This window comes from Brevibacillus sp. AG162, assembly GCF_006715575.1.
Lineage (GTDB): Bacteria > Bacillota > Bacilli > Brevibacillales > Brevibacillaceae > Brevibacillus > Brevibacillus brevis.
The window spans coordinates 61735-77232 of record NZ_VFNO01000009.1 but is presented as its reverse complement, the minus strand read 5'-3'; the positions used below and the strand labels follow the sequence as shown (position 1 = coordinate 77232).

General features: G+C 45.2%; 16 protein-coding genes and 1 other annotated feature. Of the genes, 7 read left to right on the top strand and 9 right to left on the bottom strand.

Translation table 11 applies throughout. From position 1 onward, the window contains the following. The first annotated feature begins 55 nt into the window (after positions 1–55). Positions 56–637 (top strand): type 1 glutamine amidotransferase family protein, encoded by a 582-nt coding sequence (locus FB479_RS23205; protein ID WP_142066856.1) that lies wholly within the window; start codon positions 56–58, stop codon positions 635–637. A gap of 112 nt (positions 638–749) precedes the next feature. On the opposite strand, the gene FB479_RS23200 is transcribed toward FB479_RS23205, so the two are convergent. From FB479_RS23200 to rlmD, 5 genes are all read right to left on the bottom strand, one after another. After that, on the bottom strand, positions 750–1319 hold the full coding sequence (locus FB479_RS23200; RefSeq protein ID WP_142066855.1) for an SF0329 family protein: 570 nt from the start codon (positions 1317–1319) through the stop codon (positions 750–752). A 466-nt stretch (positions 1320–1785) separates the two neighbouring features. Next, a complete protein-coding gene (locus FB479_RS23195) occupies positions 1786–2526 on the bottom strand; it encodes an SDR family oxidoreductase (RefSeq protein ID WP_142066854.1) in 741 nt (246 codons plus the stop codon). Further along, positions 2519–2929: a MerR family transcriptional regulator gene (locus FB479_RS23190; protein ID WP_244911673.1), complete on the bottom strand. Its 411-nt coding sequence runs from the start codon at positions 2927–2929 to the stop codon at positions 2519–2521. The genes FB479_RS23195 and FB479_RS23190 overlap by 8 nt, the downstream gene beginning before the upstream one ends. A 418-nt stretch (positions 2930–3347) precedes the next feature. Beyond that, positions 3348–4052, bottom strand: a complete 705-nt coding sequence (locus FB479_RS23185) for an alpha/beta hydrolase (RefSeq protein WP_106654239.1) — start codon at positions 4050–4052, stop codon at positions 3348–3350. Positions 4053–4231: 179 nt separating this feature from the next. Next, positions 4232–5617 carry a 23S rRNA (uracil(1939)-C(5))-methyltransferase RlmD gene (gene rlmD, locus FB479_RS23180; protein ID WP_106654240.1) on the bottom strand — a complete coding sequence of 462 codons (1386 nt, stop codon included), beginning with the start codon at positions 5615–5617 and terminating at the stop codon, positions 4232–4234. Positions 5618–5796: 179 nt separating this feature from the next. Here rlmD and FB479_RS23175 point away from each other — a divergent pair, with 179 nt between their 5' ends. Then, positions 5797–6138 carry a hypothetical protein gene (locus FB479_RS23175; RefSeq protein ID WP_047073653.1) on the top strand — a complete coding sequence of 114 codons (342 nt, stop codon included), beginning with the start codon at positions 5797–5799 and terminating at the stop codon, positions 6136–6138. 129 nt (positions 6139–6267) lie between these two features. Here FB479_RS23175 and FB479_RS23170 read toward each other — a convergent pair whose 3' ends face one another. After that, the gene (locus FB479_RS23170) at positions 6268–7704 is read right to left on the bottom strand and encodes an eCIS core domain-containing protein (protein ID WP_221629583.1); all 1437 of its coding nucleotides are present in this window, start codon (positions 7702–7704) and stop codon (positions 6268–6270) included. A 131-nt stretch (positions 7705–7835) separates the two neighbouring features. Beyond that, positions 7836–8095: a binding site (T-box leader), on the top strand. A gap of 98 nt (positions 8096–8193) precedes the next feature. Here FB479_RS23170 and ilvA point away from each other — a divergent pair. Next, the gene (ilvA, locus tag FB479_RS23165; protein ID WP_142066853.1) at positions 8194–9441 is read left to right on the top strand and encodes a threonine ammonia-lyase IlvA; all 1248 of its coding nucleotides are present in this window, start codon (positions 8194–8196) and stop codon (positions 9439–9441) included. A 181-nt stretch (positions 9442–9622) separates the two neighbouring features. Continuing rightward, positions 9623–9784 carry a protein YhfH gene (gene yhfH / locus FB479_RS23160; protein ID WP_007721579.1) on the top strand — a complete coding sequence of 54 codons (162 nt, stop codon included), beginning with the start codon at positions 9623–9625 and terminating at the stop codon, positions 9782–9784. 117 nt (positions 9785–9901) lie between these two features. On the opposite strand, the gene FB479_RS23155 is transcribed toward yhfH, so the two are convergent. Next, entirely contained in the window at positions 9902–10207 is a 306-nt protein-coding gene (locus FB479_RS23155; protein WP_255438560.1) for a hypothetical protein, read from the bottom strand. Between the two features lie 156 nt (positions 10208–10363). Here FB479_RS23155 and FB479_RS23150 point away from each other — a divergent pair, with 156 nt between their 5' ends. From FB479_RS23150 to FB479_RS23140, 3 genes are all read left to right on the top strand, one after another. After that, complete coding sequence (locus tag FB479_RS23150) at positions 10364–10936, top strand: hypothetical protein (protein WP_142066851.1); 573 nt, start codon at positions 10364–10366, stop codon at positions 10934–10936. Between the two features lie 94 nt (positions 10937–11030). Further along, positions 11031–11594, top strand: a complete 564-nt coding sequence (locus FB479_RS23145; protein ID WP_106654244.1) for a biotin transporter BioY — start codon at positions 11031–11033, stop codon at positions 11592–11594. A 110-nt stretch (positions 11595–11704) separates the two neighbouring features. Further along, a complete protein-coding gene (locus FB479_RS23140) occupies positions 11705–13045 on the top strand; it encodes a cytochrome P450 (protein ID WP_106654245.1) in 1341 nt (446 codons plus the stop codon). Positions 13046–13235: 190 nt separating this feature from the next. Here the strand turns inward: FB479_RS23140 and FB479_RS23135 are convergent, their stop codons facing one another. Then, positions 13236–14621 (bottom strand): sensor histidine kinase, encoded by a 1386-nt coding sequence (locus FB479_RS23135; RefSeq protein ID WP_142066850.1) that lies wholly within the window; start codon positions 14619–14621, stop codon positions 13236–13238. After that, positions 14622–15341, bottom strand: a complete 720-nt coding sequence (locus FB479_RS23130; RefSeq protein WP_007721564.1) for a response regulator transcription factor — start codon at positions 15339–15341, stop codon at positions 14622–14624. Positions 15342–15498: the final 157 nt, after the last annotated feature.

Below are 15498 nucleotides of genomic sequence, written 5' to 3'. Positions count from 1 at the left end.
CAGTGATGTTGGTTTACAATTCATTTGTACAAAACGCTACAGGGAGGGAATCACTTTGAAGGAAGTGTTCATTTTTATTACGGATGGTTTTGCTGATTGGGAGGCAAGTTACGTCAGTTCAGAGCTGAACAAGCCAGGAACAGGATATCGTGTAAAGACAATCGCCATTGATCAGGAACCTAAAGTTTCGATGGGGGGGTTAACGGTCCTTCCAGATTATAGCGTAAAGGAATTCAATCCGAATGTGGATATCGCCATGTTAATCATACCTGGCGGAACGGGATGGAGAGAAGAAAAGAATCAGCAAGCAAAAGTAGTGGTTGATTATTGTGTGAGCAAGGATATTCCTGTCGCTGCCATCTGTGATGCTACGACTTTTCTAGGGAATCACGGATATTTAGACCATCATAGACATACAGGCAATACGTTAGCTTATTTGAAGGAAGGAGCTCCGAACTACAGAGGAGATCAACATTATGTAGAGGGTCAGTCAATCCGTGACGAGAATCTCATCACTGCGAATGGAAGCGGTGCCTTGGAGTTTTCAAGACATATTTTGGAGAGATTGGGGGTATTGGAAGGCGAGGAATTGAATCAATGGTACGAATTGTTTAAAAAGGGGTACTTTTCGTCTTAATATTTTGGTTAATAGGAAAGCACGAAAGCATACACGCTTGGGTGCTTTCCTGTTTATTTAGATACTCATTTAAGTTGAAGTAATGTCAAAAAACTTCCTGACATATTTATTTTCATAATGTACTAAGCCGTAATTCATAAAAATACTGAACAATTGGATGCTTTAATTTCATCTTCTCGGACATATTTAAAATCCTCTTTTTTCCAACCCTTCTGTCCACCAAGGCTAGAATATTCAATAAGATATCATTGCTCTCTATACTTTCCTCTATAGAAATAGATAAAAACCTATTAGCCACAACGATAAAATTTGATTTACTTAATGATGCCTGTACTGACAAAAGCTCCTTTGCATATTCGGATATTTTTCTACTTCTTGCAATTACTTTTAGACGATCCTCCGGTACGTTCCCCTTGGTATCTTTTCTGATTGCTTCAATTTCTTCCTTGTTGATAGGAATTTGGATATCTGAATCATTCTTAATTTCCTGCTCCGTCTGATACCATCTGATTGAGCTAGTTATATCACTCATATTAAGTACGTTCTTTTTATCTACGGCAATATAACAAATTCCGGATTTATCAGGTAAATAACGGTAACCGGTTGCACGGTATTCGACCCTTCCATGTAACGCAGGACAGAGAAAGCTCTCCAGTTGTTTCTTCAATTTGCTCCAGGACATGTATCCTCCTATGTTCTCAAGGCCTTCTACCAGTATTTGCGGCAGCTAGGCCTATGGCTCTGTAAAACATTAATGTTGATATCTACTCCTAATGATCACCATTTCTATTGTTTGCAGTTACTCTTTTATTAACAATTATGCGTAATTTCTAGCTCATTATTGGCATAAATTGTTCCGTAAGTAAATATACCACCACAAACCTCGCTGCTCACTTGTCGTCATGCTATTGGTCTATATACGAAATCAAGGTAGTTTCATCCCTAATATGATTATAGTCTCATAAAAAAAGCAGAGGGAGGCCCTCTGCTACAATAAATCTTAATTATTTATGTCCACGAATGGTTTATTCTTTAACTACACTGTCTTCACAAGAAGAGCCACACTCTTCACATGTGCCGAGGTGACAGGGAGTACACAGCTTAAACGAAGGGATGGCATTTGCTCTTTAGTTATGCAAATAAAAAATCTACCAAGCAATTGGCATCCGTTCACGGAAAAAGCCTCCATTGGGGCAATCTTTCTCCATCGTTGCTAACCAAACAGCCGTATCTGCACCTTGTTCGACCGTTATAGGAGCGTCTTCTCCACCCATATCGGTTTGTACCCTGCCTGGACAAACGGCATTAACTTTGATCCCTATATCAGCCACATCTTGTGCAACCAGGCATGTCAAGGCATTGAGCATGGTTTTTGAGAGTCGATAAGCGGATGACGATCCTTTAAGCCCCAAGAGTCCTTGCAGAATATCAAAGGCTCCCAACCCTGAAGAGATATTGACAATACGGCCATACCTATGTTCTTTCATCAACGGAACGGAAGCTTGAATTATCCGTAATGCACCAAAATAATTAGTCTCAAATGTCTCTCTCATGACTGATTCTCCGACATCTAGAACGGAGACGCTCCTATCCAGAATAATTCCAGCATTATTCACGAGCACATCAAGTCGGCCAAAGTCACTTTTTACTCGCTCTACCATCTGCCTGATACTTTCTGCATCAGTTACATCGACTACTTGATAGACGACCGATAGACCTTCTTTACGCATCTCTTCAACGGTTTGCCGCCCTTTCTCTTCATCCCGAGTTGTGATCAACACTTGCAGGCCTTTTACAGACAGTTGTCGAGCAATTTCCCTTCCGATGCCGCGATTCCCTCCTGTCACTACGGCAAGCCGCTGATTTGCTTGATCCATTTGTTTATTCATTTAAGCTGTCTCCTTTACGCAGGATTTCTTTCCAACTTGAAAGGCAATCTTCCAAATGCACTTCGGCCATTCGTAAAATCTGGATTTGATTTCTGATTTCTTTCAGCTTTTTTTCACCAACTTGTATCGCATTCGGCAGACATTGATAATTGAGATTCGCACTCGATGTGCAATGAAAAAAATCGCTGATTTCCTTAACACCCAGACCGAGGCTAAAATAAAGCTGAATCATTCTGACTCGCTCAATTTCCGATTCAGTGTATTGACGATAGCCGTTTTCTAAGCGAGTTGGGGTCAATAATTCCTTTTCCTCGTAGTATCGAAGCGAACGAAGACTCACGCCGGTTTTGCGAGACAATTCACTGATATGGATAAAAATCACCTCTTGCTGATTTACTATCACAAAGTGTAAACCATCACATCGTGTGAAGGTCAAGGGTACAGGAGCAAGGTCACAAGAAAAATAATAACCCAAGCAATATATCAGCTTGGGTTTTACCGTATTAGTTAATGGTGAATCTAGCATCCAAATCTTATTTCTTTGTCAACAACGAAACCGCCTCCACATGTGTCGAGGTGACAGGGAGTACAAACCTTAACCAAAGGAATGGCATTTGCTCACTTTCGGGGCGGCTGAGACAGCCGTCCTTTGTATTTTATCATGTAGCCCCCTATTTTAGAGATGATTTAATGATTGGCAAAAGAGAGTTTAACTTCAGAATAGACATGATAAAAAAGAGGCTAAGTCTGTAGGTCATGGAAGTCAACCTAAAAACGTAGTCTCTTGATTTCAGATTATCTAATATCTAAGCGTGCTCTTATCAAAAGATATTCTTTTCGAGCCATTTTCCATAAATAGTCAAATCTTCTTCTGTGTGAAAATAATGCTCGGAAGCATTTGAAACAGCAAGATTGCAATTAAATTTTGTGATAAATGTTGATATGACATCATACTCACACAGTTCGTCTTTTTTTCCATATAAAATTGAAGTTGGAGAATCCCATTTTATAATTGGATTCTTGATAACATACTGGTAATAATCCCAATATAGGATTTGACCAATAGGTGTAGATATTTCTTTTTCTCTGCACAGATGTTCTTCTGTAATATCAAACCATTTCATCATATTTTGAATCATTCGGCTCATGTCTAAAACAGGTGAAAGAAATAGGCTTTGCTTTAAAACTTCATCTTTATAAGCTAACAAGCTAAAATATGCTCCCATACTATTTGCCCATAGGCTGATAGTATTTGATTTCGTGTGTGCAAATTCAAAAACCTTCTTCAAATCAGAAACGCAGTTTTGCACTTTACAAAGCTTAGAACTATTTTTTCTATCGCCGTGTTCAGGCAAATCAAAACTGAGCACTTGATAGCCTAATGGAACAACTTTTTCGGCTAGAATACGAATCGGAATATCTGATTTTGAAGACATATTGCCATGTACAGCAATAAATATTTCCGTGCTGTCGTTTCCCCACAAAATAGCAGGAATATCATCTATTAAAATATTTTCTTTTAACATATATCCTCCAAATTATTGAGGCGTTACCCTCCATAGGTAGTGTATATTATTTTGATACAAAAACAGGGGAATGGCTTGATGACACTGGGTTTTCCCCTTTTTCCATTCCCGGATTTTATCACGTCTTTATTCAATTTTTAGCACGAGTTTATTATGAATAGCATGGGTTTATTTGGGGCCTACACGTCCCTCACCAGTAAAGCCACAGATTCCACATGCGCCGTATGCGGGAACATATCCACCGGCTGCACACTCTTCAACTCATAACGCTGCATCAGCTTCCCAACATCCTTCGCCAGCGTAGAAGGATTACAAGACACATACACAATCTTCTTCGGCTGCACATCCAACAAGGAACGAATCAGCGCATCATCCAGCCCAGTCCGCGGCGGGTCGACTACGACGACATCCGGTCGAGTCCCTTGTTTAGCCCATTTTGGCATTAAGACCTCGGCACGCCCCACGTGAAAGCTGGCGTTCGCTGCTTGGTTACGCTCTGCATTGCGATTGGCATCTTCGACAGCCTCTGGAATCAGCTCGATCCCGCGAACCTCGCGGGCATAAGGAGCGAGCCACAAGCCAATCGTCCCTGTTCCGCAATACAAATCGAGCACGAGTTCTTTTCCGGTCAGTCCAGCAGCCGTTTTCACCTGATTGTACAGCTTTTGTGTCTGCTCGGGATTCAATTGGAAGAAGGCACGAGCCGACAAGTCGAAGGAAAGCTCACCCAGCTTTTCAGCAATGGAAGCCTTGCCCCATAAGGATACTGTCTTGTCACCAAAAACGAGTGACGTTTTTTGCGTGTTTACATTTTGTGCGATGCCTACCAGCTCGGGCAGTCTCGTACGGAGCTCCAAAAGTAGCTCTTTTACCCGTGGGATTTCTGGGGTAGCCGTTACGAGTGTTAGCTGCGTTTCGCCCGTAGCAAAAGCAACCCGAGCTACGATCGTACGGATGACGCCCGTCCGTTTTTTCTCGTCGTAGATCGGAATTCCGAGCTCCTCGATGATTTGCTTCGCTGTCTGGACGATTTTCGTTGTCGCTTCATGCTGCACCTGACAGCCTTCCAAGTTGACGAGCTTGTGGCTGCCTGTTTGATACAGTCCAGCGATGAGCTTGCCTTTTTCCTTGCCCACCTGAAACTGTGCTTTATTTCGATACGACCACGGATTATCCATACCGATCGTAGGGGAGACTGGTGGCTGATTCAGTCGAGCGTACTTGCGCAGTGACTCGATGACGATTTCCTGCTTGCTCGCGAGCTGTGCGGCATAATCCATGTGCTGCAAGCTGCATCCGCCACACTCCGCATAGACTGGACAGGGGGGCTTCGTGCGAGATGCTGATTTTTCAACGACTCGTAAAAGACGCGCGGTCGCGTATTTTTCCCTTGCCTCGGTCACTTCAGCATGGACGACCTCGCCAGGGAGGGCACCCTCTACAAAAACGATTTTTCTTTTAAAATAGCCGATCCCTTCGCCATTAATGCCCAAGCTCTTGATCGTGAGCGTCATTTGCTGGCCGACACGGATGCTGGCGTCTTGTTCTTTTTTATGCGTTGTCATCTGTTCCGTTCTCCTCAAGCAATTCAGTATTTCCCTATTATAGAGCATTACGAGAGAGGATGCATGCTCGCGAGAGGGTGTCGGGTGTCTCTCAAAGCCTCACAGATAATGGCAACTTCCTGTCCAGCGTTGTTTTTGTTATAATAGTGCGGAGAATAATGAGGGAGTTGTGACGCTAGATGCAAGATCTATTTGAAAAAATGAAAGAATATCTCAACATGGATACTGAGATTTCTTTTGACGAGTTTGATGGCTACTACAAAAAGGTAACTGCGTTTCTAAACGATAGCTGGCAGACGTTGAACGAGGAAGATACGATGCACATGCTGTTCATCCTCGACAACCTCAAGTCAAACGGTGAAGATCGCTCCAAGCGCAAAATCAAGGAAGCGAAAAAATACGCGAAAATGGCGCAGCGCACTGAGATTTGGGCAAATGCACTGATCGGCCGTCTGCGTGAAGCTGGTTTGACTGATGAAGAAATCGGCAAGCGTTACGAAGCAATTTACGAAGCTGTATAGGATGTAGGGAATAGAAAAACGGGTACCGTTTTGAGTGCAATCGCTCGAAAGGGAACCCGTTTTTTGTTGTGTGCCGCTACTGATTACGATGTCGTGGCTGTTATCGGAGGGGCGGGAACTTGACGTGAGCTAGCTGTTCCCATCATCCTCATCTTCTTGGTGGTAGCGCTTTGCAAATAGCCGTTCCTTCGATTTCAGCTTTTTTTCCTCACGTTGTTCATCATCCGAGCTGAAATCGTCTTCACGGATAGGGGACATATGATCGATTATCGCTTGATCTCTGGGAGTCAAATCTTCGTAGTCCATTTCCCCATCGAAATAATCTTGATAACGAGCTACCTGTTGACGCCCCGCATCAGCGCTTTGTATGAATTCAAAATCTCGTAAGAAGTCATCAAAAGTGGCTTTTTCCGCTATGATTCGCCTTAGGAGTGAACGATAAATTTTGCTTGCCCCATGCTTTCGCCATTCTTCCGCCAGGTTAACGGTTGTGCTCAACATAGCGGCAGCTCGCTTTTGCAGGTCGGAATCTAATAGGGTGATATCTTCATTGAGTAGGGCTCTTGCCAGAGTAGCATCGTCTTTTGATGTATTCCTCCCGTCTCGTAATCCCCTGATAAAATCTTTGTAAGTAGTCCTTAGTTTCGCGCCTCCAAAATCCTCTTGCTTGGACGTTAGATAGGGGGCACTACGATTATGCATAGCACCTACTGGCCCAAATCCACTGTCTATGGATAGGTTGGTCGTCTGGGCAGGAGTCCAACTTTGATAAAAAGGACGGATTTTGGAGGCAGTAACCGGTTCAACGTAAGGCTTGACGATCAGTTCATCACCTATTTTGGAAACTTCCTCGTATTTTTGTCGGGTTTCAGAAAGCAAGTAAAGCTGTTTGCCGGATGCGGAAAATTCTCCTGTCAACGTTTTTAAGTTAACCTTGCTCGCTATACCCGGTATCGTCGCCCAAACTCCCTGTATCGGTTTACTGGCTGGCGGTGAAATAGCTGCAAGAGTTTGAGAATCACCCGAATCAATTACAGGATCACCCACCAGCAAAGCTTTGGCCCCCATCTGATCGGCTTCGTCCTCTAGCCCCACCTCATCATTAACCGCAACACCTGAATCCTGCATTTGCAGCGTAGGCTTTACACGTCCCTGCATCTGTTGGACAATATGCCAGCCTTCGTGGGGAAGATGCTGTTCCTGACCGGGCGCCAAATGAATATCAGTGCCTTGTGCGTAGGCCAACGCCCCGATCTGCTTCGGTTTTTCCGACTGATAGTGTACTTTTACATCAGACAAATCAATTCCAGAAAGTCTTTCCAAGCCAGATTTCAGCGTATCGGGCATGCCTGTTTCATTTTTCTTAGGCTGAATCACTTTTTTCCGAAGCAATTGTAGGACTGCTTGATTGCCCATGCTTTGTTGGAGCTGCATGACCTGTGCAGGTGCGAGTGCGTCTCTGGAAGCCAGAGAGAGAAGGTGTGCTTGCTTTTGTCCCGAAAAAGTTTTGTGTTGCGCAGCTGTCTCGTTAGAAGAGTGAAGTTGTTCGCGGCTGTAGCTTCTCAATAAAGTCACCTCCGATCGATTGCTTGTGTATCCATTCGGATTTTTGTCATTGCTTTCCTGCCAAATAACAAGAAGATTGACAACTTGTGGGTTTCGGCGTAGAATGTTTAACTAATTCGAATAGTTCGTATGTATGAGCGTTGAAAAGGAAGAGTAGAAACAGTAAGCAGCGTGCAGAGAGCCGTTCCCCGTGCTGAAAGAATGGCCGCAAGCCTGTTTTGAAAATCACCTTGGAGCATTGTCCTGGAAAATCAGCTTGTCTAGCCAGTGAGTATAGGACAACGAATTCGTCCTCGTTATCGGACGGGAGTTTCATAGTGAACTGCCTAAGTCTGTTTTTCGTGAGGAAGACAGAGAAGCTGAGTGGTACCGCGATGCCCTCGCCTCAGCCAGCCGTGCGCAAATTGTGCGTAGCTGGTTGGGGCGGGGGCTTTTTGATTTGGTTTGGTCCTTACTACAAAAGAGAAGTTATTTAGGAGGAACATATATATGCATACGGTCAGAGTGGAAGACATCGTAGTAGCCAATCACGTATTGAAAGACGTGGTGGAGAAGACGCCCTTGCAAAAAAACAAAGTACTGTCTGAGCGATACGGCTGCAACGTGTATTTGAAAAGAGAAGACTTGCAGGTCGTTCGTTCCTTCAAAATCCGCGGTGCTTATCATTTTATGCGGAATCTTTCCACAATGGAGCGGGAGCGTGGTGTCGTCTGTGCGAGTGCGGGCAATCATGCGCAGGGTGTAGCCTATTCGTGCAACCATTTGCAAATCAAGGGCACGATCTTTATGCCAGCGACCACCCCGCGTCAAAAAATATCGCAGGTCAAGCTGTTTGGCGGCTCCTATGTAGAAGTTATATTGATCGGTGACACCTTCGATGATTCATTCGCAGAGGCGATGAAGTATTGCATTCAGGAAGATCGGACCTTTGTTCATCCGTTTGACGATCCATTAGTGGTAGCCGGACAAGGAACAGTCGGTCTGGAGATTATGAATGACATGGAAGAACCAGCCGATTTCGTCTTTATGAGTATCGGCGGAGGTGGATTGGCAGCGGGTGTGGGAACGTACGTAAAAGGCATTAGCCCGAACACGCAGATCATTGGTGTGGAGCCGGCAGGAGCAGCTTCAATGCAAGCCGCACTGGAGAAAAACGACGTCATTACCTTAGATGAAATTGACAAGTTTGTCGATGGTGCAGCCGTCAAGCAAGTGGGGCAGCTAACGATGAATATTTGTCAGGAGCTGCTGGATGACATCGTGCTGGTGCCAGAAGGCAAGGTGTGCACAACCATTTTGGAGTTGTATAACAGCAATGCCATCGTCGTAGAACCTGCAGGTGCCCTGTCGATTGCCGCTCTCGATTACTACCGCGATCAAATCGCCGGAAAAAACGTAGTGTGTGTCATCAGTGGCGGAAACAACGACATTGACCGGATGCAAGAGATCAAGGAACGCTCCCTGCTGCATGAGGGATTGAAGCACTATTTTGTTATCAATTTCCCACAGCGTGCCGGAGCCTTGCGAGAGTTTATGGAAAAAGTATTGGGGCCGCACGATGATATCACACGTTTTGAGTATACGAAAAAGAACAATAAAGAAAATGGTCCAGCGCTGGTTGGTATTGAAATGAAATGCAAAGATGACTATCAGCCATTAGTCAGTCGGATGAAGCAGCATGGTATCCGCTATGTAGAGATTACACATGATCCGTATTTGTTCAACCTGCTGATTTAAGTCCTTGTGTTACAACAGATGCGGAATTTGCAAAAATGTATGAATACAGCGAAAAAAGGAGCATTGAAGAGAGAATGAGCGAGAGAGAAAGATAAATCGGCGTAATGTATTATAACAAACTTTTATAAAACAGATGCTGTTGTAATACAATACAGATAATAACACACGGGGGGTTTTAATCATGACGCCGATCACTACTTTCTTTCGCAATCTCGAAGCAAAATGCTGTGCTGCTTGCGGTCAGATGATCCACGAACAAGCTGAATCGTATGCAACAGAATGCGCACCTTGCCAAGAGCAAGCATCCTTTGACGCTTACAAGTACTATCATCAAAAACGCTAAGTCGAACATGAATACTGGATAAAACAGGTGTACCACAGGGCATGAGCCATGGCAGGTATACCTGTTTTTTGATTCAAAGAAAAAGCCGCTGTTCCATAACAACGGCTTTTTCGCATGTCAGCGCGGTTTATCGGCGTGCTTTGCGGCTTCCTGCTTGACGTAATCAATCAGCCCCAATTGAAAGCCTTCCTGTGTAAGGAGACGTTTGGCTTCATACGTACTCGCATAATAGGCTTGGACATGCGGATCGTTGTCCAGAACGTAACGACACGCCTGATCACGAGACAACTCCTGGTACCAGTCTGACTGTTTTATTTGGGCGACGAGATCCTCATAGGCAGGTTCTGGCTTTTTCCATGGATTCAAACGATGAATAATTTCACCAAGGATTGCAACGACGATTAGAATTCCGATTAAAAACATGGCTGTCACCTCAAAGGTTGGATCACTCTCATGGTACCACTCTCCTGGAGGCGCCGCCATGGGGAAGTCGGTCCGCTTGCAAAACAAGTAGAAAGCAGGCATGCTATATACTGAAAATAGAAAGGGCCCGAATGCCTAGAAAAAGGAGGGCGCGAGATGTTTCATCCGCTTGTATTTGACAATATCAGGGTTGTGTTGGAAGGTGCGGTATACGACCGGGACTTCGAAGGGGCAATCACGATCACGAGCCGTTCGGATGTCATGGATATGGCTACATTCCATCGACAGTTTCAGATCGAGTTCAAGCTGGCTGATCAACAGGAGCATAACATAGCTGTCCGTGCTGAGATGCAACTTCGTACCCAGTTAGCTGACATTGCAGCCGAGCAGCTAGAACAGCCATTGACAGATCATATCGGATGTACGATTTGCATCCATTTTACCTTGCAGATGGAAAATTACAGAGATGTGCCCGCAGAAGCGAGAGAAATCACATCGATTCTCAATGATATCTGGGGGCAGCGCCCGTATATTTCACAGAAAGTATCGGCAACGCTTGCGGAGCATCGAATCGATTGGCCGCCGAAGCAAATAACCAATCAGGTGACGCTGGACTTTCATCGGAAAATTGATGAAGGCAACATCGATGACCTGAACGAATTAATCGATCATACGGTTCAGTCACTTCAAAAGCTGCAGCTACATATGGATCAACAAGCGAAAAGGTAAGCAGACAGAACGGGGATTTACAAAAGCGCAGATGCGTATTATTATTTTGTTAACCTTATAACATTTTTAGTTAACAAAACGGAGGCTAGTACGCATGAGAAACGAACGCTTGAGATGGCTATTGCTCTCTGCCATTTTTGCTGCAATGACTGCGGTATTGTCGCAGGTGACGATTCCCTTGCCGTTGATTCCGATTACCGCGCAGACGTTAGCGGTAGGGCTGACGGCGACCATTTTGGGAAGACGATACGGGACACTGGCTTTGGTTATTTACGTTTTGCTCGGTGCAGTCGGATTGCCTGTATTCAGCGAGGCAAAAGGCGGATTGCAAATATTGGTTGGAAAATCCGGCGGGTACATATTTGGGTTTATTGCCACCGCTTATGTGACCGGACTTTACTTGGAGAAAACAAGATTCAACCTAAAAAACGCTATTATCGCCAATATCATCGGCATGTTTGTTACACTCGCTTTCGGTACGGTACAGCTCAAATACGTCATGGACATTCCATGGGATAAAGCTGTCGCTTTTGGTGTAACGCCTTTCCTCGTTGTAGGGGTTGTCAAAGCAGTTCTGGCTTCTCTGATTGGCATTAAGGTACGCGAGCGACTGATTGCTTCTCGTCTGTTGCGCACAGATCAACCTGTTACACGATAGTCAAAATGATTTCGTAAGCCATCCGAAGTTCGGGTGGCTTTTTTTCGCATAATCTCCTTATCGTGCCGGATACTATCGGTAGGATTTTGCATGTAAAAAGGAGGAGACGCATGAATATCACGATCACTGGCCCAAAAGGCCTTCCGATCTCAGGGAACTTGATGGCATTTCGCCGATCGCCGCTTCAGTTCATCCGCGACGCTGTTGAAGAGCATGGAGAAGTCGTCCATTTTCGCTTCGGTCCTTCCCGCCATGTTTACCTGTTAACGAATCCAGATCACATCAAAGAGGTTTTGGTGAGCAAGCAGGCGCATTTTCGAAAAGGGAAAGGACTACAGTCTGCGCGACCTGTCGTAGGAGATGGAATTCTCACCAGTGAGGGAAAAAAGCATCTGCGACAACGGCGGCTTATGCAGCCAGCTTTTCATCGAGAGCGTATCGCCAGCTACGGAGAGGTGATGGTCCGGCAAGCAGTCGATCTCATGTCGGATTGGAAAACCGGGGAGCTGCGCGATATTCACTCGGACATGATGAAAGTAACCCTTGCGATCATTACGGAAACTATGTTTGGCAAAACCGTCAAGGAAGGTGCCGATCAAATTGGACATGCCATCGATGTCGGTTTGAAATACGTGGCAAACAAAGGCTCATCCTTTATCGACATTCCTTTGTCCGTACCTACCAAAAGCAATCGGGAGTTCCTGGAGTCGAGTGAGCTGCTGGACAAAACGATCTACTCTTTAATCGAAGCTCGGCGTAATAGCGAAGGAGAAGAGCACAAGGATTTGCTGGGGATGCTTTTGGCAGCGCGTGATGAAGATGATGGGGAAGGAATGACAGACGAGCAGGTGCGCGACGAGGTTATGACCATTTTTGTAGCTGGCCATGAGACGACTGCGAATACCATGTCTTGGATTTTCTATCTGCTGGCTACTCATCCCGAGGTGGAGAAAAAGCTGCATGACGAGCTGTCTACGGTGCTGTGTGAAAAGCTGCCGACAGTCGAGGATCTTCCCCAGCTGAAGTATACAAATCTCATTGTACAGGAAACGCTGAGGCTCTATCCTGCGGCCTGGACGATTAACCGGGAAGTCGTCGAAGAGGTTGAGATCGGCGGTCACACGTACAAGCCTGGCGAAACATTGATGATGAGCCAATATGTCATGCACCGCAATCCACGCTATTATGAGCAGCCTGAACAATTCATTCCAGAGCGTTTTGACAGCGATCTCTTAAAAAGAAACCCAGCTTATGCTTATTTTCCGTTTGGCGGTGGGCCGCGTGTTTGTATCGGGAACAACTTTGCTTTGATGGAGGCAGCTTTGCTATTGGCGACGATCGCACAGCGATATCGACTACGACTGGCTGAACCGAATCAGGCAGTGGAGCCCGAGCCGTTGGTCACCTTGCGTCCCAAGAACGGACTGCCGATGCGTTTGGAAAAGAGATAGAAAAAAATGGAAAGAGGAGGCAAAAAAAGAGGCATCTTATCACTACGGTTTCGCCGATTGTGTCAGATACCGAACTGGGGGTTATTTATCACTGAAAGCAACATGCTTACAAAAATTATTTTACTAGTAAAATATAAAGAAATAATTAACTGAGAATAAATCTATATAAAGTAAGGGTAGCTTGTGAAAGCTACCCGTGGAAGAAGGGGATGGTGAAGGAGAAACTGCTTCCCATTCCCAGTTCACTGTTTACCATCAGATCACCGCCGTGAAGCCGGACGATGCTCTTGCAAATCGTTAAGCCTAAGCCTGTACCTCCACTGTTGCGATTTCGTGATTTTTCCGCCCGATAAAACTTGGTGAAAATCTTCGGCAAGTCTTCAGAGGCGATTCCTTCTCCCTTGTCGATCACAGTAAAAAGGACATGTCCTTCTCGTTGATCACATGTAAGGTAAATGGAGCCATCCGGTTTGTTGTAGTGAATGGCGTTGTTCAACAAATTTTCCATGACGCGGCGCAGCTTGGTCTCATCCGCTTCGATGTGTAGTTCATTGGAGATGCGCAGCTTCCATTGAAAGGTAAGGCCTGCCTCTTTGATTCTTGGCAAATAGTCCTCGATGATTCCTCTCAAGAAGCCTTTGACATGAATGCGGTTAATGTTGAGTCGGACTTCGGAGCTTTGAGTGGTGAAGTCCTGCAACTCATCCAGCAGCTTTTCCAAGTCCGTCGTTTTTAGCTCGATTTTGCTCATCTGTTTCTGTATTTTGGTCATATCCGTCACTCGACCAGAGCCGATATATGACGCATACCCTTTGATCGTGGTGAGAGGTGTGCGGAAGTCGTGGGCGATCGAAGCAATCATTTCGGCCTGTCTTTCTTCCGCTAAGCGAAGCTCATCCACCATTTCCCCGAAATATCGAAAGAGTTCCCCAAATTCATCATGCGAGCGATACGTAAATGTAACCAGCCGCTTCCCTTCCTGGATTTCTTGGGTGACGCGCGATAATTCGTTCACGGGTCGTAGTATCCAGCGAACGAACAAAGCGAGTAGAACCAATCCCACCAGACTAATGCTTCCGTAAATAAACCAAAGCATCATGGAAACCCCTGTTGTCGCCATCATGTCGTAATCATCTGTATAGAAATAAACAACGATCTCCCCTGTACGCGGTGGCTCCTGCTGAAAATGGTACTCAGCTACGACTTTGAGGTCACTTTGCTTGGAAGAATCGCCACGGTTTGATGAGGAGGGAGAAGGCATTTTCAAATTATAGGCGCGTGATGTTTTGCTGTAGATGGTGTTTCCATTGGCATCCTTCACGAGCATGCGATACATCACGTCGTCTGGCAACTGCTTTTCAAGCTCCAAGCGTTCGATTGGGTCCTTGAAATTACTGACGAGAAGCAGTTGATTGAGCATGACCTTCTCTGCGGCTTCCTTCTCAGCCTGGTACTGATTATGACGATCATTTTTGAGTTGACCGACAATAATGTCTTGAAAAACAAATTTGAACAACAAGATGTTGAGTGTGATCAAGGCAATGAAGGAGAGAAAAATTTTATTGCGCAAGCTCATTTAAAGCTTCTCCCCGATAAATACGTAGCCTGTCCCCCATTGAGTTTTAATGAACTGACGCTCTGTTTCCAGCTTTTCACGGAGGTTTTTGATATGGACGGTCACTGTATTGAGCGAGCCATAACCATATCCCCAGACACGGTCATAGATTTGCTCTCTTGTAAAGACGATGCCCGCGTTTTCTGCGAGGAAGGTGAGCAGTTGAAATTCTTTTGTAGAGAGCTCTATTTTTTGATTGCATACATAAACGGAATACGTTTCTTTATGAATTTCCAGGTCCTTGAATTTTAAAACCGTAATCGGAGAGGAAGCTGTTTCTTTCTCAGGCTGCTCTTCGGTATGCTTGCGAATGCGCTCATAGCGGCGCAGGTGAGCACGAATGCGAGCGAGCAGCTCTTCTGTATCAAAAGGCTTCGTGATGTAGTCGTCTGCGCCGATTTCGAAGCCGACTACCTTATCTACCGCTTTTCCTTTTGCACTGAGAAACAGTATAGGCAAATCCCACTCACGGCGAATTTGAGAGCAGAGCTCGTAGCCACTCATGTTGGGCATCATAATATCCAAAAGGATCAGGTTGGGCCGCTCTCCTTGGCTGAGCAGCGAGAGTGCATCTTCTCCGCTTTCTGCGGAAGAAACGGTGAAGCCCTCGTTCTCCAAAATGTCTTCTAGCAGTTCAATAATCTCCAGATTGTCATCGACAATTAAAATGTGATCTTTCACCGGAACAACCCCCAGTTACTTCTATTAATAAGGAATGCCATTCAAAGAATGGGTCTTGTCTATCATAACATGCTTTGACCTGATCAGGGGAAGAAACCCCGTAAGTTATTAAGTTGTTCTAATATGTGAGGGCACCTCTTTAGACCAGGTACTAAAT

What these genes read in the sequence shown, in the direction of transcription:
- FB479_RS23200 (WP_142066855.1), bottom strand. Translation starts at nt 1,319, where the DNA reads ATGTCCTGGAGCAAATTGAAGAAACAACTGGAGAGCTTTCTCTGTCCT.
- FB479_RS23135 (WP_142066850.1), bottom strand. Translation starts at nt 14,621, where the DNA reads ATGAGCTTGCGCAATAAAATTTTTCTCTCCTTCATTGCCTTGATCACA.
- FB479_RS23145 (WP_106654244.1), top strand. Translation starts at nt 11,031, where the DNA reads ATGAGAAACGAACGCTTGAGATGGCTATTGCTCTCTGCCATTTTTGCT.
- FB479_RS23185 (WP_106654239.1), bottom strand. Translation starts at nt 4,052, where the DNA reads ATGTTAAAAGAAAATATTTTAATAGATGATATTCCTGCTATTTTGTGG.
- FB479_RS23195 (WP_142066854.1), bottom strand. Translation starts at nt 2,526, where the DNA reads ATGAATAAACAAATGGATCAAGCAAATCAGCGGCTTGCCGTAGTGACA.
- FB479_RS23140 (WP_106654245.1), top strand. Translation starts at nt 11,705, where the DNA reads ATGAATATCACGATCACTGGCCCAAAAGGCCTTCCGATCTCAGGGAAC.
- FB479_RS23150 (WP_142066851.1), top strand. Translation starts at nt 10,364, where the DNA reads ATGTTTCATCCGCTTGTATTTGACAATATCAGGGTTGTGTTGGAAGGT.
- FB479_RS23175 (WP_047073653.1), top strand. Translation starts at nt 5,797, where the DNA reads ATGCAAGATCTATTTGAAAAAATGAAAGAATATCTCAACATGGATACT.
- FB479_RS23155 (WP_255438560.1), bottom strand. Translation starts at nt 10,207, where the DNA reads ATGTTTTTAATCGGAATTCTAATCGTCGTTGCAATCCTTGGTGAAATT.
- rlmD (WP_106654240.1), bottom strand. Translation starts at nt 5,617, where the DNA reads ATGACAACGCATAAAAAAGAACAAGACGCCAGCATCCGTGTCGGCCAG.
- yhfH (WP_007721579.1), top strand. Translation starts at nt 9,623, where the DNA reads ATGACGCCGATCACTACTTTCTTTCGCAATCTCGAAGCAAAATGCTGT.
- ilvA (WP_142066853.1), top strand. Translation starts at nt 8,194, where the DNA reads ATGCATACGGTCAGAGTGGAAGACATCGTAGTAGCCAATCACGTATTG.